The organism is Chroococcus sp. FPU101, assembly GCF_017312365.1.
Lineage (GTDB): Bacteria > Cyanobacteriota > Cyanobacteriia > Cyanobacteriales > Microcystaceae > Chroococcus.
Genome location: NZ_BLJI01000001.1, coordinates 40114 through 65451 on the forward strand (window position 1 = coordinate 40114; position 25338 = coordinate 65451).

General features: G+C 39.2%; 17 protein-coding genes. 5 read left to right on the top strand and 12 right to left on the bottom strand.

Features of this window, described 5'->3' with window-relative positions:
• Positions 1 to 10: 10 nt before the first annotated feature.
• From CFPU101_RS00200 to CFPU101_RS00250, 11 genes are all read right to left on the bottom strand, one after another.
• A complete protein-coding gene (locus CFPU101_RS00200; protein ID WP_242577693.1) occupies positions 11 to 1198 on the bottom strand; it encodes a tyrosinase family protein in 1188 nt (395 codons plus the stop codon).
• Between the two features lie 44 nt (positions 1199 to 1242).
• A complete protein-coding gene (locus tag CFPU101_RS00205) occupies positions 1243 to 1803 on the bottom strand; it encodes a siderophore biosynthesis protein (RefSeq protein ID WP_206813340.1) in 561 nt (186 codons plus the stop codon).
• Positions 1796 to 2272, bottom strand: coding sequence for a hypothetical protein (locus CFPU101_RS00210; RefSeq protein WP_206813341.1), 477 nt, complete (start codon positions 2270 to 2272; stop codon positions 1796 to 1798). The genes CFPU101_RS00205 and CFPU101_RS00210 overlap by 8 nt, the downstream gene beginning before the upstream one ends.
• 24 nt (positions 2273 to 2296) lie before the next feature.
• Positions 2297 to 2524 carry an MbtH family NRPS accessory protein gene (locus tag CFPU101_RS00215; protein WP_206813342.1) on the bottom strand — a complete coding sequence of 76 codons (228 nt, stop codon included), beginning with the start codon at positions 2522 to 2524 and terminating at the stop codon, positions 2297 to 2299.
• Between the two features lie 65 nt (positions 2525 to 2589).
• Positions 2590 to 4068, bottom strand: a complete 1479-nt coding sequence (locus tag CFPU101_RS00220) for an aspartate aminotransferase family protein (RefSeq protein WP_206813343.1) — start codon at positions 4066 to 4068, stop codon at positions 2590 to 2592.
• Positions 4069 to 4127: 59 nt separating this feature from the next.
• Positions 4128 to 4991: a trans-aconitate 2-methyltransferase gene (locus CFPU101_RS00225; protein ID WP_206813344.1), complete on the bottom strand. Its 864-nt coding sequence runs from the start codon at positions 4989 to 4991 to the stop codon at positions 4128 to 4130.
• A 13-nt stretch (positions 4992 to 5004) separates the two neighbouring features.
• Positions 5005 to 7989, bottom strand: a complete 2985-nt coding sequence (locus tag CFPU101_RS00230; RefSeq protein WP_206813345.1) for a thioester reductase domain-containing protein — start codon at positions 7987 to 7989, stop codon at positions 5005 to 5007.
• A gap of 4 nt (positions 7990 to 7993) precedes the next feature.
• Positions 7994 to 11365: a non-ribosomal peptide synthetase gene (locus tag CFPU101_RS00235; protein WP_206813346.1), complete on the bottom strand. Its 3372-nt coding sequence runs from the start codon at positions 11363 to 11365 to the stop codon at positions 7994 to 7996.
• Between the two features lie 262 nt (positions 11366 to 11627).
• Positions 11628 to 12785: a methanobactin export MATE transporter MbnM gene (locus CFPU101_RS00240; RefSeq protein ID WP_206813347.1), complete on the bottom strand. Its 1158-nt coding sequence runs from the start codon at positions 12783 to 12785 to the stop codon at positions 11628 to 11630.
• Complete coding sequence (locus tag CFPU101_RS00245) at positions 12772 to 13677, bottom strand: MbnP family copper-binding protein (protein WP_206813348.1); 906 nt, start codon at positions 13675 to 13677, stop codon at positions 12772 to 12774. Before CFPU101_RS00245 ends, CFPU101_RS00240 begins: the two co-directional genes overlap by 14 nt.
• Before the next feature lie 29 nt (positions 13678 to 13706).
• A complete protein-coding gene (locus tag CFPU101_RS00250; protein WP_206813349.1) occupies positions 13707 to 16163 on the bottom strand; it encodes a TonB-dependent receptor domain-containing protein in 2457 nt (818 codons plus the stop codon).
• Between the two features lie 343 nt (positions 16164 to 16506).
• On the opposite strand from CFPU101_RS00250, the gene CFPU101_RS00255 reads away from it, so the two are divergent.
• Genes CFPU101_RS00255 through CFPU101_RS00265 form a run of 3 tightly spaced genes read left to right on the top strand, consistent with a single transcriptional unit; the run spans position 16507 to position 21001 of the window.
• Entirely contained in the window at positions 16507 to 17235 is a 729-nt protein-coding gene (locus CFPU101_RS00255; protein ID WP_206813350.1) for a hypothetical protein, read from the top strand.
• 7 nt (positions 17236 to 17242) lie between these two features.
• The gene (locus CFPU101_RS00260; protein ID WP_242577694.1) at positions 17243 to 19717 is read left to right on the top strand and encodes a TonB-dependent siderophore receptor; all 2475 of its coding nucleotides are present in this window, start codon (positions 17243 to 17245) and stop codon (positions 19715 to 19717) included.
• Positions 19718 to 19720: 3 nt separating this feature from the next.
• A complete protein-coding gene (locus tag CFPU101_RS00265) occupies positions 19721 to 21001 on the top strand; it encodes an MFS transporter (RefSeq protein ID WP_206813351.1) in 1281 nt (426 codons plus the stop codon).
• 66 nt (positions 21002 to 21067) lie between these two features.
• Here CFPU101_RS00265 and CFPU101_RS00270 read toward each other — a convergent pair whose 3' ends face one another.
• Positions 21068 to 22285 (bottom strand): ABC transporter permease, encoded by a 1218-nt coding sequence (locus CFPU101_RS00270; protein WP_206813352.1) that lies wholly within the window; start codon positions 22283 to 22285, stop codon positions 21068 to 21070.
• A 161-nt stretch (positions 22286 to 22446) separates the two neighbouring features.
• Here CFPU101_RS00270 and CFPU101_RS00275 point away from each other — a divergent pair, with 161 nt between their 5' ends.
• Positions 22447 to 23715 (top strand): serine hydrolase, encoded by a 1269-nt coding sequence (locus CFPU101_RS00275; protein WP_206813353.1) that lies wholly within the window; start codon positions 22447 to 22449, stop codon positions 23713 to 23715.
• 529 nt (positions 23716 to 24244) lie between these two features.
• Complete coding sequence (locus CFPU101_RS00280) at positions 24245 to 25327, top strand: DUF4347 domain-containing protein (protein WP_206813354.1); 1083 nt, start codon at positions 24245 to 24247, stop codon at positions 25325 to 25327.
• Positions 25328 to 25338 lie beyond the last annotated feature (11 nt).

Sequence of the window (25338 nt, forward strand, 5' to 3'; positions counted from 1 at the left end):
TTATCTAATTTTATTGGGTTGTATCAAAGGTATAACCCAATTTCCTAAAATCTAAAACATCTGCGGGAGTAACGACCTTAGCCGATGAAGGTTTAGGGAGTAAAGAAACAATATTGCCAATTCCATAATTTCCAGGTTGAGAAAGTCCACCATCCCAAGGCCACATTGAATCATGTAAATTGTGTCCCCAAGGCATTCCAGCAGAGGGATAAAAGTTTTCTCCTGTATGTCCTTGATCCTGCCATTGCGCCCATAAGCGATCGACATTAGCATGATTTAACCAGAAAATCGGATCGTAAGGGGAAGATGGAATACTATCCATTGTGCCGAGAATTTTGGTTTGATGGGGGAGTCCGTGTTTGGGATGAAGATCATCGACTAGACTACCACCTATCACGGAATGAGCATAGGCGTGCAGTGTCCAGCCTTCCTCCCATTGATCTTGATTATTTAAAATCATTGCCCCTTCAATTAGGGCGTTGAAGATTTCATAGTTGTTATAGCGGAACAATTGTTCTACTTCGGCTTTGGGTAAAGAATAGCGATCATGTGGTGGCAAACCAATAAATCGAATCAGTTTGGTACCCATTGAAGTCATTGTAATTGGATCAAAATGGATATTTTGATTAAGTGTCCAATTAGCAAACAGTCCAGATGTTACCGCTCCACCTGTAAAGCTTCCTGCTTCGGGAATGTTAATAGTTTCTCCTTGACCTGATGACCCTAAAAAGTCATCTTGAAGAATAATTTTAAGGGCGTTAGGATCTGTCCAATCCCAATAAGGAATTGTTACACTTGGATCGATCTTCTGTAAAGCTTGTTCAAATTCCAATAAATATTGACGATGCCAAGGTAAAAAAGCGGGTTGACTGTGAGCAGGGTTTCCTTGAGCGGGGCCAGTTGCGCCCAATTTTTTCCGAAAGCCCATAGTTAATACGTGTTGTAGTACAAAAACATCGTATTGGCTAAGTTGACTACCTTCGGGAATTTGATTTTTAAGTGTTTTTAGTGCGTTGACAAAAGCTGTTTTCTCTTGTGGGCTAAGATCAACAACATTTTTACGAATTTTAAGATTAGCATAAGCTACGGGTTTCGGATAGACGGGACTGGGAACAGGTGCATCTAATGAAGGCAGATGATAGGATGTTGAAGTAAGTTGATTTTGGACTAAAAAAATAATTAAAATGACCAATGCCATTAAAGGCAAAAATAATAATTTCTTAAAGTTTTTCTTAAATTTCATTAGTGTCTAGAAAACGGACAACTTTTCAGGGCTTGTTGATTTGGCTCAATTAACTGTAAACGACTTTTAGAAAATTTATCAAGAGTATCGATCGCTTTATTTTTCTCAAAACGTAAGCTTCCTTCATCATCTCCGCCAAATTTCTCACAGACGGCTCGGTGAGCGTTCATTAAATCAAAATAAGCTGCGATAAACTGATGATGTTGTGGTTGAATTTCGAAGGGTAACGACGCAAAAACGGGGCGTAATCTTTTCCAAAGCTGGATCAATGAAGCGTGTTCCCAACACATCAAACCACTGAAATTTGTTGATTGGACATGGGGTGGGGTCATCGTTTGACGGACATGATTATATTCTTGTTTCGTAAAACTGCCCGCAAGTTCCATCGCAGCACTTGAGGCTAACATCATGTCAGTTGCGGTTTTTAATTCGATCTGAGCTTGGATTAAATCATTCAAAGCAATATGGATTTCAAAGCGACGTAGACAAATAATCAGTCCTTGGATATTAATAAAAAATGCCCAGTGAAATCCTTTCCAAATTTGTAACGGCTCAATCATTGTTTTCCTCTAAATGCAACTCAAAAACCCTCGCCAGCAAATAAACGTAACTCACAAAACCTTTTTTTTGAAGTTCGATTTGAGCAGGATCTAACCCATTGTATTGAGAATTTAAAATCAGCAACGTTTGATAGGCAACCAAGATACTTCTAACTACACATATGGCATTATCTTGAGTTTGAACATGGCTAATTTCAAAATAGTGATCAAAGTCTTTGACTTCCCAGTTTTCAAGGGCTGTTTTCGTAGAAATCGGCTCAATTGGAACCATTTCTACTGTACCAAGCCTTTCTAATGTTTGCTCAATTGTCTTTAAAGCTTCTTGGGAACAAGATTGTTTGAGGGCTGCTAATAACTGATTTAAAGCTTGGCCTATTTTAATTTGGTCAGTTTCATTCAGTTTTTGCTCAATGGGCAAATCCCAAGGAACCAGCAACTCAAGTTGAGGGTTGGGATTATTTTCGCTCATGTGAAGGCAGTATAAAAATATTAATTAATTCGTTGAGGAATTAGAAGATTCTGCCATTTTTTTGCGTAGGCTCAAAGGACGCATATCTGTCCAAACTTCTTTGATATAGTCTAAACAGTCTTGTTTTAAGCCATTTTTCCCCACTTCTCGCCATCCTAAAGGAATTTCTCGATAATCAGGCCAGATGGAGTATTGTTCTTCGTCATTAACGACAACTCGATAGATGGTTGTGTCTTCAGTCTCGTTGAGCATCCTTTGATCGCCTCCTAATTGCTATAGTTTTTATTTTACGAAGATTTAGATGATTGCTCAAGTTCTTAAGTGCTGATTAATCCTGCTGTTTGTAATTCTTTTGCACTATCTCGGAAGGATTGGATAATATATTCGATATCTTGTGCAGAATGGGCTGTTGATAAAAAACCGCCTTTATCACCTATCCGAAGATGAATTCCTCGATTCAGTAAATGATAGGATAGCAGGGTGAGAGCCATTCCAGAAACGGTACTTTGTGAAGCAGCAATCGCAAAAAAAGAACCAAAATGGGTAAACCGAATGGGAATGCTATCTTGTTCCATGCAGTTATTCAACTGTTTAACGAGTTGTGCTGTTCGTTGATTTAATTGGTCATAAAGATTAGTCCCTTGCTCTTTGATTTCTTGTAAAACGGCTTTGGCAGTGGCTAAGGATAAGGGATGCTTACAGAAAGTTCCAGCGAAAAAGGTTGTTTTGACTGAAGGTACCGACTGATCCCCAAAGTTCCACAAACCACCGTCAATCCTATCTATATATTTATTCTTACCAGCAATAATCGACATTGGCAAGCCACCACCAACAATTTTACTATATGTAACAAGATCGGCTTTAATATCAAACCATGCTTGCGCCCCACCTGCTTGAATGCGAAATCCTGTGACCATTTCATCAAAAATCAGGACAATACCGCTTTCTTGAGTGATTTGTCTAAGTTTTTGTAAAAATTCTTTCGGTTGTAATTCTGGACAACGGCTTTGTACTGGTTCAACTAATACTGCAGCGATTTCATTTTGATAAGCTTTAATCACTTCTAAGGATTGCTCATTCCCATAGTCTAATACTAAAACATCTTGAGCTAAATTAGCTGGAATGCCCATTGCAGCAGGAACCGCACGAGGATTGAGATTTGAGTTGAAGGTTGTTTGGAGGGGACGAGTTAGATTTTTTAGCCAATTTTTTCGCTCAATGATTCGATTGACGGCTTTTTTGGCGTATTCTGTCAGTGTTGCCCTCATTAATGTTTGATCACTGTGACCATGATAGGAATTAGTGAATATAACGATTTTATTACGGTTGGTGGCGGCTCTAGCTATCCGAATAGCGGTCATTATTGCTTCTGTACCTGTATTACTAAAGGTAACTCGTTCCATCCCTGTGAGTTCGCTAACTAATTGTGCGACTTCTCCCGCTAACTCGGTTTGAGTGCCGATATGAATTCCTTTTTCGAGTTGTTCTATAATTGCTTTTTGTATAAAAGGTGGATTATGGCCAAAAAGATTGATGCCCAATCCCATTAAGATATCAATATATTCGTTACCATCAATATCCCATAACCGAGAACCTTTAGAGTGTTCAGCCGCAATAGGATAACAAATTTCTTTTAACTCTGGAGAAAAAGAGAAACCAATTGAACTTTTATCCGCTAAGATGGCTCTATTTTGTTGAGCTAATTGTTTTGAGCGTGGAGTACGTTGGATATAGCTTTCGATTAAAACTGCTAAATGTTTCCTTTGTATGTCACTTTTGTCTTGTTTGAGTTGCATATTTTTTAGTACATTTGTATGAATAAAGATGGGCGACCCAAATTCTACTTATAGTAGAGCTATCTTTCTTTGCGACAGATAAAATAGGCTGAATGATTGTCATCAACATTGGTACTACCCTCTAAGGTGAGAAGATCAACGTCGATAAATCCTACTGCTTCTAATGCGGAGCGCACATCAGCATTAGCATAACCTTTGACGTAATAAGTCATTTCTTTTGAATGCCATTTTTTTTCCCATTGTGGGAATCTTGCTAATAATTTAAGACGAAATCGCGTTAAAACTCTCAGGCTTAATAATTTATACAATAATTGTCTTAAGTAACCTAAAACAGTCACTGGTTGACTCGGAGCGCGATAATAAATAACTTTAAAGTAACCTGTTGTGTCTTTTGCATTATAATCAGAAGCGATCGCCCAAGCATATTCGGTTTCTATTTCCCCTTCTGCTATTCCACCTTTCCACCATTTAGCCATCTGAGAAGGATGATTTAAATCAAATAAAAATAAACCATTTTCTTTTAGCGCGAGATAAACTTGACCAAATACTTGTTTGAGTTCTTCTAAACTCATGATGTGATTTAAAGAAGCACTGGTTGAACAAACCGCATCAACTTTGTAGGGTAGTTCAAATGTACGAGCATCATCTAAAATAAATTTAGCTTCGGGAGCATTAAGAGACGCATAGGCTAACATGGCTTCTGAACCGTCGATCCCTGTGACGTGATATCCTTTTTCGGTAAGATGTTGGACTAAATGACCTGTTCCACAACAAAGATCAAGAATTGTTGCTTTTTGAGGTAATTTCGGTAGTAATAAGGTTTCTATGGGTTGCAGTTGTTGTTTACTGTATTCTGGCCCCATCGTTTGATTATATAACCAAGCCCAGGTATCGTATTCTTGATAGCGATTTTCTTTAGACATATAATAATTTATTTTAGTGGTTACTGGTTTTGGGAGTGTTTAAAAATCCACTCCGAATTAAATAAGATAAGTAAGTATTAAACAAAGATCGATCAATTAAAGGACAATTAATAGCACTATTGGCTAAACCCTGTTCAGTATTTTGATAATCAAATTTAAGTGTCAGTGATGGTTTGGTGGTTTCTTCTAGGGTTTCTGGTGAAAAAAGAGACACTAACGGATAGAGAACATGATCTGGTGAGTCTTGAGCAATTTCTAGTAATTTAGCATACCATTGCTCATAGGGAATTCGTTCAATTGAAAAACCCCAAGTACACAGTTCTTCAAACAACACATCAGAAGATACAGGATGAGGATGAATTAGATGAAAAGCTTGATTTAAAGATTCTGGTTTTTGGGATAGATAAACGATCGCGGAACCTGCATAATCTACAGGGATGATATCAAGCATCCTTTCCCCAAATGGTGCGCTACCTAACTGAATATAACCCATCATCAGGCGATACAAAAAGTCATTAGTATTAAAAACCCCTGTTTGGCTATCTCCTGAAATTGGGCCAAGTCGATATATACTGACAGGAAGACCACGTTTTTGAGCGAGTCTTACTAATTGTTCAGCAACCCATTTACTCTGTGCATAACCCCCATAAGGTGCTTGCTTTTCGATCTGATCCGTCTCAGTAATTACTTTTGTGTTATTGTCTGGAGGAAAAACACTAACAGTAGAAATGAAATGAACTGGTTTTACCTTCGTTTGACAGGCTAAACGTAAGATTTCTTGGGTGCCTAAAACGTTTGTTGCTTTGAGCAAGGAATAGGGCGAAGCATGATGAACCCAAGCCCCATTATGATAAATTACATCAATGGTTTCTGAGAGTTTCTGAAACAGTTCTTCAGATAACCCTAAAAACGGTTTGGCTAAATCACCAATTATCGGAATGATCCGATCACTTAAAGATTCATTCCATAATAAATAAGATTCTAAACGGCTTTTAATTTTTTGTCTGGCTAACTCGACGGTTTCGGCACGAACTAAACAATAAATGCTTGCAGAAGTTTGTTCAAGGAGATGGGAGAGTAAAAAAGCCCCCAGAAAGCCAGTCGCGCCAGTGAGCAGAATATTTGTCGGTTTGGTGAGAGATTGAGTAAAGGATGGAGGGATGATCTTAGGATCTAGAATAACATCGGCTTGAAGCTGTTCCGTTGTCAGACTGGTTTGATGAGTCAAAAACTGGATAATTTCGGTTTTACGGTCTTGTAATTGTGCTTTTCGTGTTGGTGTGAGTCGTCCTTTTGGCGCATTACAACGTAGTTTATCGCCTTCTACCCAAAGTTTAATATCTAGTTGACCAAGCTCAGATAAAAATTGAGTAATCGGTTTTTTAAATTCTAGATTTTGCATGGCTTGGAGTGATTGGTTTAGGAAAATTTCTTTACGTCCAAAAAGCCTTTCACTCATTTTACCTTGGTTTCTACAATACTCTACAAGTTGATCGGATTCAACGATCGCCTTTGAATCAGCAGTATATTCGATAGAGGTAATAAAAGATAACCAAGGTTCTTGTCCCATGGCATACACATAAACTTGTTTTGGCTGCCATTGATTCACCAATTGTATCGCTTTTTCGGCATTTGAGCCATCAAGTCGCCGTGTTTGAGCCATTTTTCGCGGAACAGTTTCATTTAATAAAGCTCCATAAGCCCAGGTATAGGGTGCGCCCTCACACTCCATGCCAATAAATAGTACATCTATATTGCCAAATAAACGATGTAAGTGATCGTATAGTTTTGGTTCAATATTATTAGAGTCAGCCGCACATAAAATTGATTTTCCTTGCAGTTGAATTAAATAAGCGGTTTTGGTGCTAATATCTAAGTCCCCGTGTTCCCCAAAAAACGGGATACCGATCATTTGTCCTTCTGGAAGTATGATTGATTCTAGTTCATCAATTTCTCTAACGTTAGAAAATCCTATCTGTTGCAGCATCAATTTTAAGGATGGATCAATTAGAGAACCTTTATTACTTTTCGGGACAATCACTTGTTTAATTTTATACCGCAATTGCAGCAAGGTTTCTAGCATCACATGATCTTGATGATTGTGTGTGATTAAAGCATAATCGATCGTCTCAGGTAAATTAGCATAACTATATCGTGAAAGACCTTGAGGATTTTCATAACTAATTAGAGGATCACACAAAATACTAACCGATTGAGTTTCAATTAAAATACAAGCATGACCAAAATAACGTATTCTTACATCATTTCCGTTGTACTGAGGTTCTTTTTGGGGTAGAATTTCGGTAAAAAATGAAGCAAATAAGGATTTATCTTGAATTGCGAAAGCTTGTTCTATCTGAGTATAACTATTAGCTTGTTCTCTCATTTTAAACAATTGATCGAAACGGCGATCGCAAAACGGTAAGCAAATGTGCAAATTCTGCACGTTTGGCAGTCGAGGGGTACTCAGTACAAAAGAACGTTTATCGACATCACCAAGCGATAGAGCAATACTTTGTGAAGCTGTTTTATAGTAGATATTATGGTAGAGAAGGGGTTCAAGCAATCGAAAAGACGGATGATGATTTGCATCATAAACCAATTCCACATAACCTTTTAGCGGATCGGGAACTCTGGCATAAAAAGGCTCTAAAGAATAGCCTGTTGCTTCTTCTGCTATGATTTTATTTAGATGTTGAATTGCTTGAGCTAAAATGAGTAAATTTGCTTGATTTTGCTTTGTTTTCTCTAATAAAGCTTGAATTTCCCCAACATAACTAGCATCATAATTAATAAAAGGGCCACCGAGCATAGCAGGATTTTTTAAAGCCGATGCGTGGACTTGTGGTGCAGCAATAAAAGATTCTAAGATTTTAAGATGAGAATGGGCTACATACATCGCTGCTGTTGCAGGTGAAATGAGATGCGACCAAGCGTACCACTGATTCCAAAGTGGTTCTACAATTACATTAGATTTAAGATAAACATTGTCAGACATAAGCTTAAAATTCTATTTCCTCGCGTTCTTCTTCATTTTTGGTACTTTCTCTCTGAATTTGGGTCAAAATCTGTTTTTTCTCAATTCTTTGGGCTAATTCAGCAACATTAGGAGCCTCAAACAAATCAATCACACTTAACTCTACTTGAAATTCTTGTAGCGACTGAGCAATTAATTGTGTCGCTAACAATGAATGTCCTCCTAGCTCAAAAAAATCATCGTGAATGCTAATTTGTTCTACTCTTAACACCTGAATAAATATTTTAGTCAGACTTTCCTCGACAGAGGTTCGTGGTGTAATATATTCTCTTTCTGATGTGCGTATTGTATCGGTTTCTGGCAGGGCATGATAATCGATTTTTCCGTTTGGCGTTAACGGTAAGGTGTCCAATTCTATCAACGCATTCGGGATCATGTATGTTGGTAGTTTATCTCTTAGATAACCCCGCAATTCATTAGCACCAATGACCGCATCGGCTTCTAGCACAAAATACGCCATTAAGCGAGAATCTTCACGAACTGTAACAATACTGGTTTGGACTTGAGGATGTTGATTCAATAATGCTTCAATTTCACCCAGTTCAATGCGAAAACCCCTAATTTTAACTTGATTATCGATTCGCCCACACAGTTTAATCCGTCCATCAGGTAAATAATAAGCTAAATCACCTGTTTTATACATCAGTCCGCCACTAAAAGGATTCGGCACAAAGGTGAGGGCTGTTTTTTCGCTTTGGTTATGATATCCTCTAGCTAGTCCAACTCCTGCGATATAAAGTTCACCGAGAACCCCCACGGGAACAGGTTGTAAATAATGATCCAGAATATAAAGCTGTTTATTTGCACTGGGTCGAATGGTCGGTAAAATAGGATGACCATTGCCACATTGAACCATACTCGCATTTACGGTGACTTCAGTCGGGCCATACGCATTAATAAAAATTCTGTCTTTTGACCAATTATTAATCAGTTCGGGTGAAGGTGCTTCCCCACCCACTAAAATCATTTTAAGGTTTGATTCTTCTACAGGTAAAATTGCTAAAGCTGAAGGTGTGATTGTAATATGAGTTACAGCTTGTTCTCGTAGGAGTTTGAGTAATTCAGGGCCAGGTAACAGAGATTCTAATTTTGCTAAACATAATCTAGCACCGCAACCAAGGGCCATGATAATTTCTGGAATGGAAGCATCAAAACTAAATGAGAAAAATTGCAGTACACAGCTATCAGAGTGGACATCACAGACCCTAATTTTATCTTCGGTTAAATTGACTAAACCTTCATGGGAAATTAAAACGCCTTTGGGTGTCCCTGTAGACCCAGAAGTATAAATCAAATAAGCTAAGTTTTGGGTTGTTACTTCGTGGATGGGGTTTTCTTCACTTTCCGATGCTATTTTGTCCCAGTCGCTATCTAAACAAATCAAGTCATACTCATTAATGGGTAATTCTGTCAAGAGTTTTTGTGAGGTTAAGACAATGGGAACTCGAGCATCGCTTAACATAAAAGCAATACGATCGCTTTTATAAACTGGATCGAGTGGGACATATGCTCCACCTGCTTTCATGACCCCCAACAAAGCTACAATCATTTCTAGGGATCTTTCTAGATAGATTCCCACTTTAATTTCAGGTTTAACCCCTAATTTTTGCAGATAGTGAGCGAGTTGATTACTCCGACGGTTTAATTCTTGATAGGTGAGTTGTTGATTTTCAAAAACAAGAGCGATATTTAAAGGGTTTTTTTCTACCTGTCTTTCAAATAGCTGATGAAAGCAGACATCCTGAGTATAAGGGGTTTGGGTTTGATTCCACTGAAATAAGATTTGCTCTCGTTCTAGCGGCGTGAGTAAGGATAACTCCCAAAGATAAGCATCAGGGTTGTGTACGATACTTTCTAAGAGTGTACAGAAATGCTCGACCATACGAGCGATCGTCTCTGGTGCAAATAAATCTTTGTTGTACTCAAATGCGCCTACCAGTCCAGAAGGAGTGTTATATAGATCAACACTTAAATCTAATTTAGCAGTTGAGTAAGTTTGTTGAAGAGGACTAAGCGTTAATCCTGGAAATCCGATCGCATCTGGTAAGGAATTCTCTAACCTAAATTTAACCTGAAACAAAGGACTATAACTCAAATCCCGTTCGGGTTGTAATTCTTCGACTAGCTTTTCAAAAGGTACGTCTTGATGTGAGGATGCTTCTAAAATTGTCTCTCGTACCTGCTCCAATACGTTTCTAAAAGTAAGATTCCCTGATAGATGACTTCGCAAAATTAGGGTATTGACAAAAAAACCAATTAGCCCTTCTGTTTCAGGGCGATTTCGATTGGCAATAGGAGAACCAACAATAATATCTTGTTGACCCGTATAACGGTAGAGTAAAACTTTAAAAGCGGCTAATAGAGTTGTAAAAAGAGTAATATTTTCTTGCTGGCTCAAGTTTTTCAGCTTTTTAGTTAAATCATCAGAAAGCGAAAAAGTTTGATTGTCTCCTCGAAAACTCTGTATTCTAGTACGAGGATAGTCGGTTGGCAGTTGAAGAACACTTAGCGTTCCGCCTAATTTTTTTTTCCAGTAATCTAGTTGTAATTCTAATCTTTCACCCGTTAGCCATTGACGTTGCCAAACCGCAAAATCAGCATATTGAATCGGTAACTCAGGAAGTGGTGAGGGTTGTTTTGTCAAAAATGCTTCATATAAAATAGCTAATTCTTTGATTAAAATTTCCATTGACCAACCATCAGATATGATATGGTGCATGGTTAGTAACACTACATATTCTGTTTCCTTCAGTTTTATAAGAGTCACCCTTAGTAAAAGATCTTTCACTAAATTAAAGGGTTTTTGGGCTTCTTGTGTAGCTAGTCGCTGTATTTCGTTTTCTTGCTCAATGCCACTTAAATTTTCTAAATCAATGATTGGCAATTCTAAAAGAAAAGCCTCAGAAATCAACTGAATTGGCTGACCATCGACTAAAGTAAAATTAGTGCGTAAGATTTCGTGACGGCGGATGATTTCGTTAAAACACTGTTTTAATAAAATCTCATTCAGTGAGCCTTGTACTCGGTAAGCAGTCGGAATATTATAGATAGCACTACCTGCTTGTAATTGCTCTAAAAACCAAAGTCTCGTTTGAGCAAAGGAAAGGAGTATAGGTTCTAAACGTGAAATAGGCTGTATTGGTTGGAAAGATTGAAGATAAGCAAATTGGGTTTGTTTGAGAAAGTCGATGATTTCTGTTTTGCGTTCTCTGAGTTGTTGACTTAACTCTGGAGTTAAAACATCTTCTGGCGCACTACAACATAATTGCTCATCTTTGAGCCAGAGTTTGACATTGAGACGATAAAGATAAGATAAAAATTCATCGATCGTTTTCATGAACTTATAAATAGCCTTGATATTTGAACGCGATGGAGAGAGCGAACACGACTTATAACACGTTAACAGTAATTGAGACTAAATCTCAAGTATTTTTAAGTTAAACTTTTTCACATTATTTCTTTGAGTTTCCGATGACTCATACCAAATCTTTGTACAAATAGGGTAGCAAGATCAAACTATAGCGTAGATACCAACAGACACATGACCTTGAAAGGAAATATTATCATTATTACGGCGGCTCTAGCCAATAGAACTAGGATTATTGTTGATGAGGATCGCTAAAAACTGGGTTGTTGATAAATGTTTCATCGGTCAAACTGTGTAAAAACGCCAGTAACTCACGCTTCTCGCTTTCAGTGATTTCAAATCCCGAAATAAACTTGCTTTTAAAAGGATTTTTGCGACCTATACCCGCATTTTCTCCACGATGTAGGGTTCGCCCACCGACTCGATAATGCTCTATGACTTCATCAAGTGTAGCGATACTGCCATCGTGCATATAGGGAGCCGTTAGAGCGATGTTACGGAGGGTGGGGGCTTTAAAACGACCCATATCAGTCGGTTGATAAGTGATTTCGTGAACTCCAGTATTATCAGATGGGTAAGCTCCTTTGCCATCAATATTATAAAGTCCTGTATTGTGAAAAGCCATCTCAGTAAAAGCTAATCGCTCATGTTTGACAGAATCGGAAAAATTAAAACCGCCATGACAATGAAAACATTCTAAACGTTCGCTGTGAAAGAGTTTTTCGCCTCGTTTAGCAGATGCTGAAATGGCATTGCGCTCGCCACCAAATCGATAACGATCGTAAGGGGAATTAAACGAAATCAGACTACGCTCAAAAGAGACGAGGGCTTTGATCAAATTATTTAGATTAATCGCCTTTTCACCCGCCCCAAACGCCTCAGCAAAAAGCTTTTGATAAGTTGCATCTTGACGCAAAAAGTTGATAATTTGTTTCTCTCGCCCTACCATTCCCAATTCTACAGGATGTTCGCCAAACATCGGGACAAGTGCCTGAGTTTCCAGTTTGGTCATCAGAGGATTAGCCCAAGTTAACGACGAGTTGTAAGCAATGTTTGTTAAACTCATAGAATTACGGGGATGCGCTTCACCTGTTGCCCCAATACCGACGGGTCGATCGTCAGTAAAGGCGCGTTTTTGTAGATGACACGAAGCACAGGAATAATTCCCCGTAATTGAAAGCTGTTTTTCATAAAACAGATGCCGTCCCAATTCGACTTTCTCTTGAGTCATTGGGTTATCAGCAGGTACTATAGGTTTAGGCAATCCAGTAGGAAGATTCCAGTTATAAGACGACGAGTCAATAGATGCCGCCAAACCCCGTCCGAGTAAGCAGATGAGAAGAACCAGCACGATCACGCTCTGTTGTGCTATCCGTTTAGTCCGTCTCATTTTGCTGCTCGATCCGAAAGAAGGTTTGAGGTGTTGCGGGCTGATTCAGAAAAGGTAATCCTAGATTTTTCATGATACCCATACAATCTTTGTCATTAGGTTCTGACATACAACCTGGGGCGGTTTTGGGTTGGTTTTGGTTTAAATCGGAAGTCACAACTAATTTTTCTAAATCAGCTACTACAAGATGCTTCATCGGATCAAAACCTGTCAATACAACCGTTGTGCGATTGGAATAACTACAGCTTGTTGGTTTCTCGCTGGTTGGATCTTCAAGACATCCTGTACTACCTAAGTGTATGGGAAAACCAATTGATTCTTCTTCTAGATTAGGCTTAGTTTCTTTAAGCTCTGACTGAGCCAAGGTTGGATTTTGTAAATCAATTCTGGCAAATTTATAACCAAAAAGCCAACTCCACCATAATCCCGTTAAATTTAAGGGAGAAGGAGCTAGGGTAGAATCTTCATGGTTTAAAGCTAACGGAATACCTAGTGTAAACTTGAGCATGGTGTATTTACCTTGAGGAACGGTACCAACAATGCGATCGCGCATCTCTACTGTACCATTCGTACAAGCTCCCGTTTTATTCTCGAAATCTAATAAAGCAACGGTTTGATACTGCCATTTTCCATCTTGTTCGAGGGTTACGGGAACTGTTTTACCATTGCTATCAATGAGTGCCACATCGGACACGTAAAAGCGAAAGTCTGATAGGGTTTGCTCGGTAGCAGGTTGTCCAAGACGGTAATTAGAGTTACAGGAAAACATCTGGTTACCCACTTGAGCGCGAAACTGAATCGTTACGGGTTGGGTGGGAGATGCTTGTACTAAAGACGGCACCAGAAACGTTAATGCTATCAAGGATTGAACTGGAAATTTAAGTGATGGCATAATTAATAAATTGTTTTGTCTAAAGAATTTTAAAAGTCTAATCGCACTTGAAAGCCAAAGGTACGGCGATCGCCATAGGAAGCCAAATCAGCAAAAAATCCCGAAAAAGCAGTCGTTATATACTCAGTTTGAAATAAATTGTTAGCATAAAGATAGAAACCACCTTGCTGCCATTCATAACCAATCCGAGTATTAACTAATGTAAAGGGATCTTGTTTAAGGCGATTGGCATCATCAAAGTAATAAGTTCCAATTCCTTGAAGATCTACCCTGGCAAAGATACCGATCGGATGACGATACTGTACTCCAAAATTAAAGGTAAAATCGGGGGCATAAGTTAGCTTGTTGCCATTAAAATTTTCTCCTGTAAATGGATTTGTATACTGTGTAAATCTGGCATTCGTATAGCCAAAGCCTGCAAACACATCTAGCCCTTGAATAATTTTGGCGTTGACTTCTAATTCAACCCCGCTAGTCTCCACGTTTCCATTAGCGATAAGGGTGGCAAAACCTGTTTCATCGGTCAAAAGAATCTGATAATCGTCTACATTGCTCCAAAATACCGCTAGATTAGCCGTGATGCGATCGTTTAACCACGAGGTTTTCACCCCTAACTCATAACTCCACAAGTTTTCGGGACGTACCACCAATGTCGATAAATCATCTGAAGCAAAGTTTTGTGTACCTGGTTTATACCCTTGCGCTATGGTGCCGTAGAGATTCACATTAGGGATAACGCGATACTGTATAGCAAAACGGGGTAAGACAACATCACCATCTACCGAATTTCTCAAAGGATCACCCGTTGGCATTTCTCCTAATTCTGAATCTTCAAAGGAACGGGTACGCGCTAATTCATCGCGGAACTTCTCGTATCTTAGACCTGCTGTTAAAACTAATCTGTCTATGGGTTCCACATCAACTTGTCCAAAAATTGCGTAGGTTTCTTGGTCAAATCGAGCGTCGGTGCGATCTGTTCCGACTGGAAAACCTAGAGATGCTACTAGCGGCCTGTATTCGGTTGATAAACCTAGTTCAATTGAGCGTGATTGATAGTACCCTCCGAGTAGCCAGCGAAAACGTTCAGCACTATTGGGGGACTGAACTCGTATCTCTTGACTCCAAATGGTAGACGGTATGCGAGAATCACTACGGAGTAGATCATCTGCTGTATAATCGGTATCTTGTTGATAGTTTAAATTGGTGTCGTTGCGAGCCGTAATTGAAGTGACATTGACGGACTCTCCTTCATAACCGATTCTAAGAGATTGAGTATTAACCGCAACATCTAAATAGCCTGGGATGTTACTCTGGCTTTCAAACGGATTAGATTGGTCAATCGGAACAAATGTATTATCGCCGTCTTGGTTGCTGGCAACATTGCTATTAAAAGCAACACTCCATTCTTTTGAAGGTTTCCAGAGAAAGTTAGCACGTCCATACAAGGATGATTGTTCGTTGGCATCTTCATCGAGGAGGGTGTTTTCGGTGAAGCCATCCCGCGCATTATAGGCAAATGATAGACGATAGCCGAATTTGTCTTGAATAGGTGTATCGCTCACCGATAGCTGTACCTGACGTTGATTGTAATTACCATAGCCACCACCAATGTTAAATTCTAATGTATCGCTCGGTGGGCGACTGATAATGTTGATGACCCCTGCTTGGCTACTGCGTCCGTAAAGGGTGCCTTGAGGCCCTCGCAAAATCTCGATCCGTTCTAAATCAAACAATTCTCCAGGTAAAAACTGATGGATGTTTTCATAGGGAACATCATCAATGTAGACACTAATAGCATCTCTGACTAAATAGTTACTGTTGCCTAAACCGCGAATCGTTTGGAAATTAAAAGAGCGATCGCCTAAACTGGTAAAAAAGTTCGGAGTCAGTGCGGCTGCGTCTCGTAACGATCTAACATCAGCATCCTCAATCTGTTCTCTAGTCAGTATTGTGATGCTAATCGGAATATTTTGCACATTTTCGGGACGTTTTTCGGCAGTAGAAATAATCACAATTTCTGGTATGGGTGAAATTATACTCAGAGTCAGTCCTTGCTCAGTGGAAATAATTTCCCCTTCTGGAGGGACTTCATCACCCGTTACGGTTATCCTGACGTTATTTTCATCCACCGTTACGATGTTAACCGACGCTATGCCCTCGATGGGGTTTTCTTGAGTAAATTCATTGCCTTCTAGTAACTGTAACTGAGCATTGGGCAGATCGACAATTAGGCTATTTCCTTCTACTGAAGTTACACCTTGAAGGATTTCACCGCTTGCAGTTTCTAAAATAATTTCGACACCATCTGGGGTTTCTTGCAGTTGTACCCCTGTAATAATGGTTAAAGATTGAGCAAGTCGGGTTTTAGTATCAGTCGTGTCCATTGGTTTGACGACCCCGATGCTCTGCCCTAAAACAGGAAAAGCCACGAAAATTAAGATCAAGGAACTTAGACTGATTTCTCTACACCATTTAAGGGATATCACTTCGTAACTCACCTAATAACAGCTAAACGGTATTTTGTCAACTAAATCGTTAAAAACATGAGTTAAGGATAGTTTGAGCTATTTGTAAAATCAAAAGACAAGCTGTCATACCACCGATACAATAATTGTTTTATTGTAAAGCTTCTCCAAAGATGGTTGACAGGTATATTCTATTACTGTCTATAATTAGTAAGCTTATTGAAAATTTGTATCATTTATCTAATCTTGAACTTGTTTGAGCTAAGCCTTTATTTGAATTGATGAACAATTTTATTTAAAAAACTCATACATTCGCTTTTTGCTTTGCTGAGGAAACACTATCAACAAAAATGGAAAAATATCTATGACAACTCAATTACTAATGGTGAACAAAAATCATGCTTTACTAGAAGTCGATCATCTTCAAATCTATGCAGGAGGCAGTTTACCAAACATTTTTGCGCTTCAAGGATTAGGTTTAAACAACGTTAATCAAATAGTACGACACAAGACACAAGGCACAGTTTCAATACTATATTTCTTTGAAAATGCTTACCTTGAGATTATCTCTGTTGAAGATGAAATCGCTTTTAGACAATATTTATCACAAACGAGGATCAACTTATTAGAGCGATCGCAGTGGCGACAAACGGGTGCTTCTCCCTTTGGGATTGGTTTACGTCCTAAATCTAATCGTTTTGATTCAGAAAGGTCTATGGAGCAACACAGACTTTTGACATTGGGTGATGGGGAGACAAAGATTAATTTTTCGCACCATAATTTAGTAGCAATACAAGAACCCATGTGTTTTACAATTCCTCATGACCTTGCATTGACAAACTGGTTAGACACAAAAAACGAAAATCATCGGCAATTTATTACTCATCCATTAGGAATCAAGAGATTGACAGGTGTCAAAATCAAAATTAATACTCATTTAGCTCTAACTAATGCTGTCTCTTTGCTAGAAGATAATGGTATTATCACTATTGAACGAGGAGCATCACCCTTATTAGAGTTGACGTTCGACGATAATGCTAAAAATAAAGTTGTAGATGCTCGTCCTATCCTACCGCTCCAGCTAAGATATTAAACCAACTATGAAACGAATGAAACTAGAGTTATTTTTCCCTAGTTTATGGCTGACTGGCGCAATTTCCGTCTGTGTAGCGCAACCTGTTTGGGCGCAAGTCATCCAAATTACCCAAATCACTGAAATCCGTTTAGAGACAACAGAAAACGGCTTAGATCTCATTGTACAAAGTGATGGCACTTCGCCTTCCTTTACTCAAAATCGTACTGGAAATACGCTATTAGTCGAGCTAAAAAATGCTCAATTAAGGCTACCCAACGGTGCGAGAGACTTCCAAGAAATTAATCCATTGCCGGGGATCGCTTCGATCCAAGTTATACAACAGTCTTCTAATGTTTTGATCACGATTGTCGGGATTGATGCAGAACCTGTCGCAGAAGTCAATACCAGTTCACAGGGATTGCTGATTAGTTTAACTGAATCAGAAGAAATCGTTACGGAAGAAGACGAGATCGTGATCGTCGCAACTCAAGAAACGCCCCCAGAAAACAGTTATGCACCTCCTCAAGAGACTTCCGTATCTAGAGATGGTACATCGATTTTAGATACACCCCAAGATATTGATGTTGTTCCCCAACAAGTGATTGAAGATCAAAATAATACTACAGTTAGTGAGAGTCTTAGAAATGTCAGTGGTGTGACGAGTGGACGTGTCTCGACTAGCTCATTGTCTCTAACTCCTGTCATTCGCGGTTTTGAAAGTTTAAATATATTAAGAAATGGTATCAGAGATGACACTCAAAGATTTTTTGGAGGGATTACCACTAACATAGAAAGAATCGAAGTTCTCAAAGGCCCTGCTTCTATTCTATTTGGTCAAGGAAATTTAGGAGGAACCGTTAATATTGTCACCAAACCACCTCTTGCTGATCCCCTGTATAATCTAGAATTTTCAGCAGGTCAATTCAATTTTTATCGTCCCGTTATTGATTTGGGTGGGCCATTAACTAGCGATCGCACAGCTTTGTATCGTTTAGTTTCTTCCTATGAGACTTCAGATACCTTTCAAGATTTTGAACGGATCGATCGTCGATTCATTGTCGCACCTGCTATTACTTTAAAAATAGGCGATAAAGGTTCAATTACTTTTGATGGTGAGTTTATTGACGCTAAAACACATGGCTCTGGCCCTGAATTGCCCTCACTTGGAACAGCCGTCAGAAATCCTAATGGCAAATTAGAGATAGGAGCGAACTTAGGGGAACCATCATTAACAGAGAGTGAAAGTTCTTTATATCGATTTGGCTATCGTCTTGACTATCAAATTAGCGAACAATGGTCAATTAATAATCAATTTTTGATCGCTTTTGGCACTACCCCAGAAGAAACAGGAAATGTTTTCGTTTTACCCGTTTCTCTAGCCGCCGATAATCGCACTCTCACACGTATCTTAGCCGATAACCCATCTCAACAAACCAACTATACACTGAATACGAGCATTGTCGGTAATATTCAAGCAACAAGCTGGATGACTCATAAGCTATTGTTTGGAATAGAATATGCCTATGAAGAAAATGAAGACAAAATTATTTTTAGTGATATCGATCGGATTGATATATTTAATCCCGTTTACAAACCTGAAAGTGTGAGAAATAGACGAGCTTTCCAAGATACCTATAGCACGATTAATTCTTGGGGATTTTATTTACAAGATCAGATCACATTTTTTGAAAAATTCATCTTAGTTGTCGGGGGACGTTTTGATATTGCCGAGCAAGATTTTATCGATCAACTACGAGAAGAAAATAATATCTACAGACAAGACAATATCTTTAGTCCTCGAATTGGCTTAATTTATAAACCAATTGAGAGAATATCCCTTTATGCAAGCTTTGGTCAATCTTTTGAGCCAGTAACAGGACAAAATTTTGAGGGCCAATTTTTTGAACCAGAACAAGGTACTCAGTACGAAGTAGGGATCAAAGCCGAACTAATCCCCGATCGGCTCATTACCACTTTGGCTTTTTATGATCTTACTCGTACTAACTATATCGAACAAGATCCCGGTAATGTTGGTTTTCAAATCCAAATTGGTGAGCAAAAAAGCCGAGGCATCGAATTAGATATCGTCGGGGAAATCTTACCAGGATGGAACATTATTGGTTCTTACGCTTATACAGATGCCGTTATTACCGATGATGAACGGACTGATTTCATCGATAATGTACTACCTAACGTACCAGAACACGCGGCGGGTTTGTGGACAACTTATATTCTTCAACAAGGGGTTCTACAAGGCTTAGGTTTTGGTATGGGCGTATTTTTTGAAGGGGATCAAGAAGGAGATTTAGAAAATTCATTTGTCTTACCGAGTTATGTTCGTGCGGATGCAGCGATTTATTATCGACGCGGAGCATTAAACTTAGCTGTTAACTTCAAGAATCTTTTTAATAATCGATATTTTGAAGGCTCACGTAACGATTTAAGGGTAATCCCTGGTGCGCCTTTTTCAGTCGTGGGAACGATTTCTGTGGAGTTTTAGTCGATGCGAACTTTTGTAATCATTTGGCTAGGGCAGATGGTATCTACCATTGGTAGTTTTATGACGGTTTTTGCTCTGACGATTTGGGTGTGGCAAAAAACGGGATCAGCGACCGATCTAACTTTGGTCACTTTTTTTTCCCAACTACCGCGCATTTTTGTGACTCCAGTTGCTGGAATTATTGTTGATCGTTTTAATCGTAGAAATTTGATGCTGTTGGGTGATTGGATTGCCCTATTTTGTACTGGTGCGATCGCCCTACTCTATTTCTCAGAACAGTTACAAATTTGGCATCTTTACGTGGCAGTTGCGATTTACGGTTGTTTTGGTCAGATTCAAATGCTGGCTTATTCAACTTCAATTAGTATGCTAGTCTCAAAAAAAAATTATACTCGTGCTGAAAGTATGGTGGCTTCAGTTGGCTATGGAAGTGCGATTATTGCCCCTGCTTTGGCGGGAAGTCTTTATACTATCATTGGTTTAAGAGGAATTCTCCTAATCGATCTGCTCACTTTTACTGCGGCTATTGGGACTCTCCTTGGTGTTGTGATCCCCCAACCTCCAGATCATTCGTCACCTGAAGAAAACATCTGGCAAAAGTTAACCTTTGGTTTTCGCTATATCTCTACTAAACCCAGTTTGGTAGCAATGGTGATTGCTTTTTCGCTTTTTGCCTTGCCCAGTGATATCGGTAAGGCTTTATACACACCCATGATTCTAGCGCGTTCTGGTGGTGATGCTCAGGTTTTAGGAACTGTAACGACTGCCGCAGGACTTGGGGGAATCTTAGGAGCAGTTTTACTCAGTTTTTGGGGTGGTTTTAAACGTCGTATTCATGGAATGCTACTCGGTTTTATTGGAACGGGTTTCTTTAAAATCATATTAGGTTTAGGTCAAACGCCTCTAGTTTGGATTGGCGCACATTTCGCGGCTTCTTTACCGATTCCCTTGTTTTATAGCTCTAGTAATGCGATTTGGTACTCTAAAGTACCTCCCGCGTTGCAAGGAAGAGTTTTAGCGGCTGATCAGATGATTGGTTTAGTAATTACGGCGTTTTCTGCTTTAATTGCGGGGCCGTTAGTTGATCGCTTTTTTGAACCTACGATGCGTTCTGGTGGAGGTTTAGCGGCTATTTTTGCCCCAATTTTCGGTACGGGTTCAGGGGCGGGGATCGCTCTGTTATATTCTTTTACGGCACTCTGTACGATGTTAGTCGGTTTGGGAGGTTATGCGTTCCGTACTTTGCGAGATGTTGAGATCCTCTTAAAGGATCATGAAATGTAGAAACGTGATAGATCTGGGGCTGTCTGCGTCACTTGAAAAGCGCAGTTCATAAGCCCCGTCGCGTCTTTACGTTTTTTTTAAAGCAACGATCGGTTCTAGTTTGGCGGCTTGTTTGGCTGGAACTACACCAAAAAACAACCCAATCCCGCCCGATGTACCAACTGCTAGAGCAATTATCCAAGGAGACAGGATGACGGACAAAGTAGATAGGCTAGTGATTAAAAAACCTCCACTAATACCGATGAATGCTCCTAATAATCCGCCCGCAGTTGACAAAATAATCGATTCAATCAAAAACTGAATGAGTATATCTTTTTCGGTTGCACCAATTGCTTTGCGTAGTCCGATTTCTGGGGTTCGTTCGGTGACGGAAACTAACATGATATTCATGACTCCGATGCCACCGACGAGTAAGGAAATACCAGCAATTAGGGCTAACATGACAATTAGTCCAGTGGTGACGAGATTAACGGTTTGCAGAATGGCTTGTTGGGTTTGTACGGTAAAATCATCTTCACCTGTAATTTTATGTCGTAGACGGAGCAGGTTTTCGATCTGGAATTTGGCAGCCCGAATACTATTTTGATTTTTTGCTGAAACTGAGATATAGGTTAGAGAGGTTCCATAGGGCGAGTTTTGTCCCCTGAGTTTAAGCTTAAGGGTGGTAATGGGTAAATAAGCTGTTTCATCCTGATTGGTGCCTAAAAATGTTCCTTTTGGTTCCATGATCCCAATTACTTCTAAGCGAAGATTTCTGATTTGGATTTCTTTGCCTAAAGGGGTTTGCTCGGCAAAAAGTTGTTTAGCTAAATCAGAACCGAGTACGACAACTGATGTATTGCGTTTGAGATCGATGTCTTTAATAAATCGTCCTTGAGCGATTTGGTAGTTTCTCACTTCTAGAAATTCTGGTGTTACTCCTAAAACTAATTGTTTGGTGTTGCGCCCTCTATAGGTGATGAGTTCTCTTAGATTGATTTGTGGGGCGACTGCTGCCACTGTCGGGACTTGTTCTGCGATCGCTTCGGCATCGGCTAAAACAAGTGTTTTAGGTGGATTTAAGGTCGTTTGTCGTTCGTTTTCGATTCCAGGAGAGACAAATAGAACATTTGGCCCTAAGGATTTAAACTGTTCGGTTGTGAGTTGTTTGGCACCTTGTCCGATCCCTATCATTAATATTACTGAAGCACTCCCAATGGTGATCCCAGTTATTGTTAGGCTACTTCGCAGTTTATGAGCAATTAAGGTAGCTGATGCCATTTTGAGACTTTCTAGAATGTTCATGATTTTGATGATTTAAAATTTAATAATTTCATTAGGTTTGAATGGTCTTTCTGTAGTAAGCTAATTTTAAATGTTGGGTAAAGTTGCCTTTAAATGCTCTCACAAAATCTTTTTCTAGCATTTTTATCTAATCTTTTGTTAAAGAATTGAGAAATAAATTAATGAAATATTTAGGATTGCTGAGTCAAACAGTAGCATCACTGGTTTTAGCGATCGCTGTTACTGTGAGTATTTCAGAAGATGCTCAAGCTTCTTTTACAGGAACTTCTGTTAACAGCTATGAAGTAACAAATACGGTTAGCGACGATTTAGATGCTCAACTTCAAAACGCTCTCGATCAAGCTTTGGATGATATTCCTGGGGCTGCTGTCGCTATTGTTAGCCCTAGAGGGACTTGGTTTGGTGCTAGTGGTGCTTCTAATCTACAAACGGGAACGGAAGTAGTTTTAGAGGATCGCTTTCAAATTGGCAGTATTACCAAGACCTTTGTAGCAACGACTATTTTGCAATTAGTAGAAGAGGGGCGGTTGTCTCTTGATGATACTTTAGATCAGTGGCTTCCACCTTCAGTGGTGTCTGCTATTCCTAATCATGAAAGTATTACGATTCGACAGCTATTGAACCATACTAGCGGACTCTCTGATTATCTAGATCCTTTATTTATACAAGCACAAACTAATATTGGTGTCTTCTTTAATGATTGGCAACCTGAAGAACTTGTCTTTTTTATTGATGGACAAGATCCTCTTTTTGAGCCTGGCGAATCTTGGGCGTATTCTAGTACTAATTATATTTTACTAGGTATGATTGCTGAATCTGTTACTAATTCTAGTATTGCGAGTGAGATTCGCTCTCGCATTCTTGAGCCACTCGATTTAGATGATACTTTCTTTGCTAATGAAGAAACGATCACTGGTGGTTTTGTTAATGGTTACTGGGATTTTGATAATAATGGTAGTCTGAATGATACTACGCCCGCTAATATGTCTTGGGCTTGGGCTGCGGGCGCGATGGTGTCTAATACTCAAGATTTAGCCCGTTTCATGGAAGCCTTACTGATTAATGATGAGTTGCTCGAACCTGAGTCTCTAGATCAAATGTTGACTTTTGTCAATGGTGGTGCTTCAGAAAATTATGCGGCTTATGGTTTAGGGATTGGTCGTTTAGAATCACCAAGACGCTTATGGTATGGACATCGAGGACAAACACTGGGTTATCGTTCTAATTTGTTTTACTCTCCCGTTGAAGATATTATTTATGTGGAACTGATTAACTTGGTCAGTGATCGTAATATTAGTAACCCAATTTTTGCCGTTTGGCGAAACGCTGTCGATCCGACCCCTTCTGTTTCAGAGCCTGCGATGATTCCAGGATTATTAAGCCTGTTCGGGGCTGGACTATTTTTAAAATGGCAACGCCGCCACCCCTAGCATCGAGCTTAAAAAAGCTTAAGTAAATATGCAAATTTTGCACAAATCGTAGGACAGACGTTTTGATAGTCGTTTTTAGCACAATTAATAATTAATATCAATAAGTTAGAAGACTTGACCTGAACAATTTGTATCTTTTTTGACCAATTGATTCAAGAGGCGGAAGATAGCATAGTCTTTAAGTGCTATCTCATTTTCTAGTGCTTGAAGCTCAAAAGCTTGACAAAATGGTCTTTCCTAAAACTTTACAAAAATTTGATAAAAAACGCTTGGCAAAAAAGCCCTTAAAGTGGTATGTTTTTCTTAATTAAATCTAATTGACATAAGTTATCGATAAAACTTCTCTTGCTTGCGATCGGCTATAGCCAAATTTCAGACAGTGGAAGAGTTTTCACCTAAATTCAAGTATGCTTCAGCAAAAGAGTTTAGCGTGAAAGATGATTAATATCATGTATATTCAATTGCTCACAAAACTGTTGAATATATATGCAGTACAACATGACTAATCAAGCATAAGGTAACTCTGCCAATGACTTCCCAGACAATGCCAATTTCCAATCTTTGTAGCGGACGTAGCATGATTGTTGAACGCTTATCAAGTGATCATAAGCTAGTCAGCAGTGATTTTGAAGCAAAAAAACAGACGCTAGTCTTCATTGATCAATCAGTTAAAGATTTCATGATGCTGATGTCTGGAATTCAAGCTGATGTAGAAGCTAGACTGATCACTGCTTCTGAGGATGGAATTCAACAAATAACTCAAATTCTGAGTCAATCAACATCCGTTAAGAACGTTCATTTAATCGCTCATGGCTCATCGGGTAGTTTGAAACTCGGTTGTACTGAACTTAATATAGACAACATAGAAGAGTATGCAGAGCAGTTGAAAAATTGGTCAAACAGCATTGGTGGAGCTTCTTTACTGATTTATGGTTGTGAAGTAGCCGCAACTCTTACAGGAATTCGTTTTCTAGAACGACTGCACCAATTGACAAAAGCCAGTATTACTGCATCAACTCAAAAAGTTGGTAGTTCTGAGCAAGGAGGAAGATGGCAACTTGACTATCAAATAGGTCAAGTGAGCAGTGAATTAACCTTTTTGCCATTTATCAAAGATCATTATTCTGGTGTTTTCGCTAACTACAATGAAAATGTTAACGGAGATATTTCTGATGATCCAGAAAATCCTTTATTTCTTCAGTTAGCAGCAGGAGTAAATTCTCTACGGGCTACCTCATCAGCAGGTGATATTGAATATGTCACCGTCAACATACCAGCAGGGTTTCAACTGGAGTCAATTATACTTGCGTCCTATAATTCGACCGATGATATTGCCTTTGCTGCGGTGCAAGAGGGGACTACCTTTACTGAATTTGGTCTGCCCTCAGAAATCGATGTTTCTAGACTTTTAGGTTGGAGTCATATCAATGCCAATCAAGTCGGTACAAATGTATTAGATAATATTGGCAGAGGGGCTGGAACCATTGGCTTTACAGGGCCTTTAGCCAGTGGAGACTATACATTCTGGTTTCAGCAAACAGGAGAACCTTCAACTTATACTTATGAGTTTAACGTTACCCCTATAGCCAGACGACACCAGTTGTTAGCCTGAGTGCATCACCA

Excerpts from the sequence above, each read along its gene's own strand:
- CFPU101_RS00200 (WP_242577693.1), bottom strand. The coding sequence starts at position 1,198 with ATGGCATTGGTCATTTTAATTATTTTTTTAGTCCAAAATCAACTTACT.
- CFPU101_RS00205 (WP_206813340.1), bottom strand. The coding sequence starts at position 1,803 with ATGATTGAGCCGTTACAAATTTGGAAAGGATTTCACTGGGCATTTTTT.
- CFPU101_RS00210 (WP_206813341.1), bottom strand. The coding sequence starts at position 2,272 with ATGAGCGAAAATAATCCCAACCCTCAACTTGAGTTGCTGGTTCCTTGG.
- CFPU101_RS00215 (WP_206813342.1), bottom strand. The coding sequence starts at position 2,524 with ATGCTCAACGAGACTGAAGACACAACCATCTATCGAGTTGTCGTTAAT.
- CFPU101_RS00220 (WP_206813343.1), bottom strand. The coding sequence starts at position 4,068 with ATGCAACTCAAACAAGACAAAAGTGACATACAAAGGAAACATTTAGCA.
- CFPU101_RS00225 (WP_206813344.1), bottom strand. The coding sequence starts at position 4,991 with ATGTCTAAAGAAAATCGCTATCAAGAATACGATACCTGGGCTTGGTTA.
- CFPU101_RS00230 (WP_206813345.1), bottom strand. The coding sequence starts at position 7,989 with ATGTCTGACAATGTTTATCTTAAATCTAATGTAATTGTAGAACCACTT.
- CFPU101_RS00235 (WP_206813346.1), bottom strand. The coding sequence starts at position 11,365 with ATGAAAACGATCGATGAATTTTTATCTTATCTTTATCGTCTCAATGTC.
- CFPU101_RS00240 (WP_206813347.1), bottom strand. The coding sequence starts at position 12,785 with ATGAGACGGACTAAACGGATAGCACAACAGAGCGTGATCGTGCTGGTT.
- CFPU101_RS00245 (WP_206813348.1), bottom strand. The coding sequence starts at position 13,677 with ATGCCATCACTTAAATTTCCAGTTCAATCCTTGATAGCATTAACGTTT.
- CFPU101_RS00255 (WP_206813350.1), top strand. The coding sequence starts at position 16,507 with ATGACAACTCAATTACTAATGGTGAACAAAAATCATGCTTTACTAGAA.
- CFPU101_RS00260 (WP_242577694.1), top strand. The coding sequence starts at position 17,243 with ATGAAACGAATGAAACTAGAGTTATTTTTCCCTAGTTTATGGCTGACT.
- CFPU101_RS00265 (WP_206813351.1), top strand. The coding sequence starts at position 19,721 with ATGCGAACTTTTGTAATCATTTGGCTAGGGCAGATGGTATCTACCATT.
- CFPU101_RS00270 (WP_206813352.1), bottom strand. The coding sequence starts at position 22,285 with ATGAACATTCTAGAAAGTCTCAAAATGGCATCAGCTACCTTAATTGCT.
- CFPU101_RS00275 (WP_206813353.1), top strand. The coding sequence starts at position 22,447 with ATGAAATATTTAGGATTGCTGAGTCAAACAGTAGCATCACTGGTTTTA.
- CFPU101_RS00280 (WP_206813354.1), top strand. The coding sequence starts at position 24,245 with ATGACTTCCCAGACAATGCCAATTTCCAATCTTTGTAGCGGACGTAGC.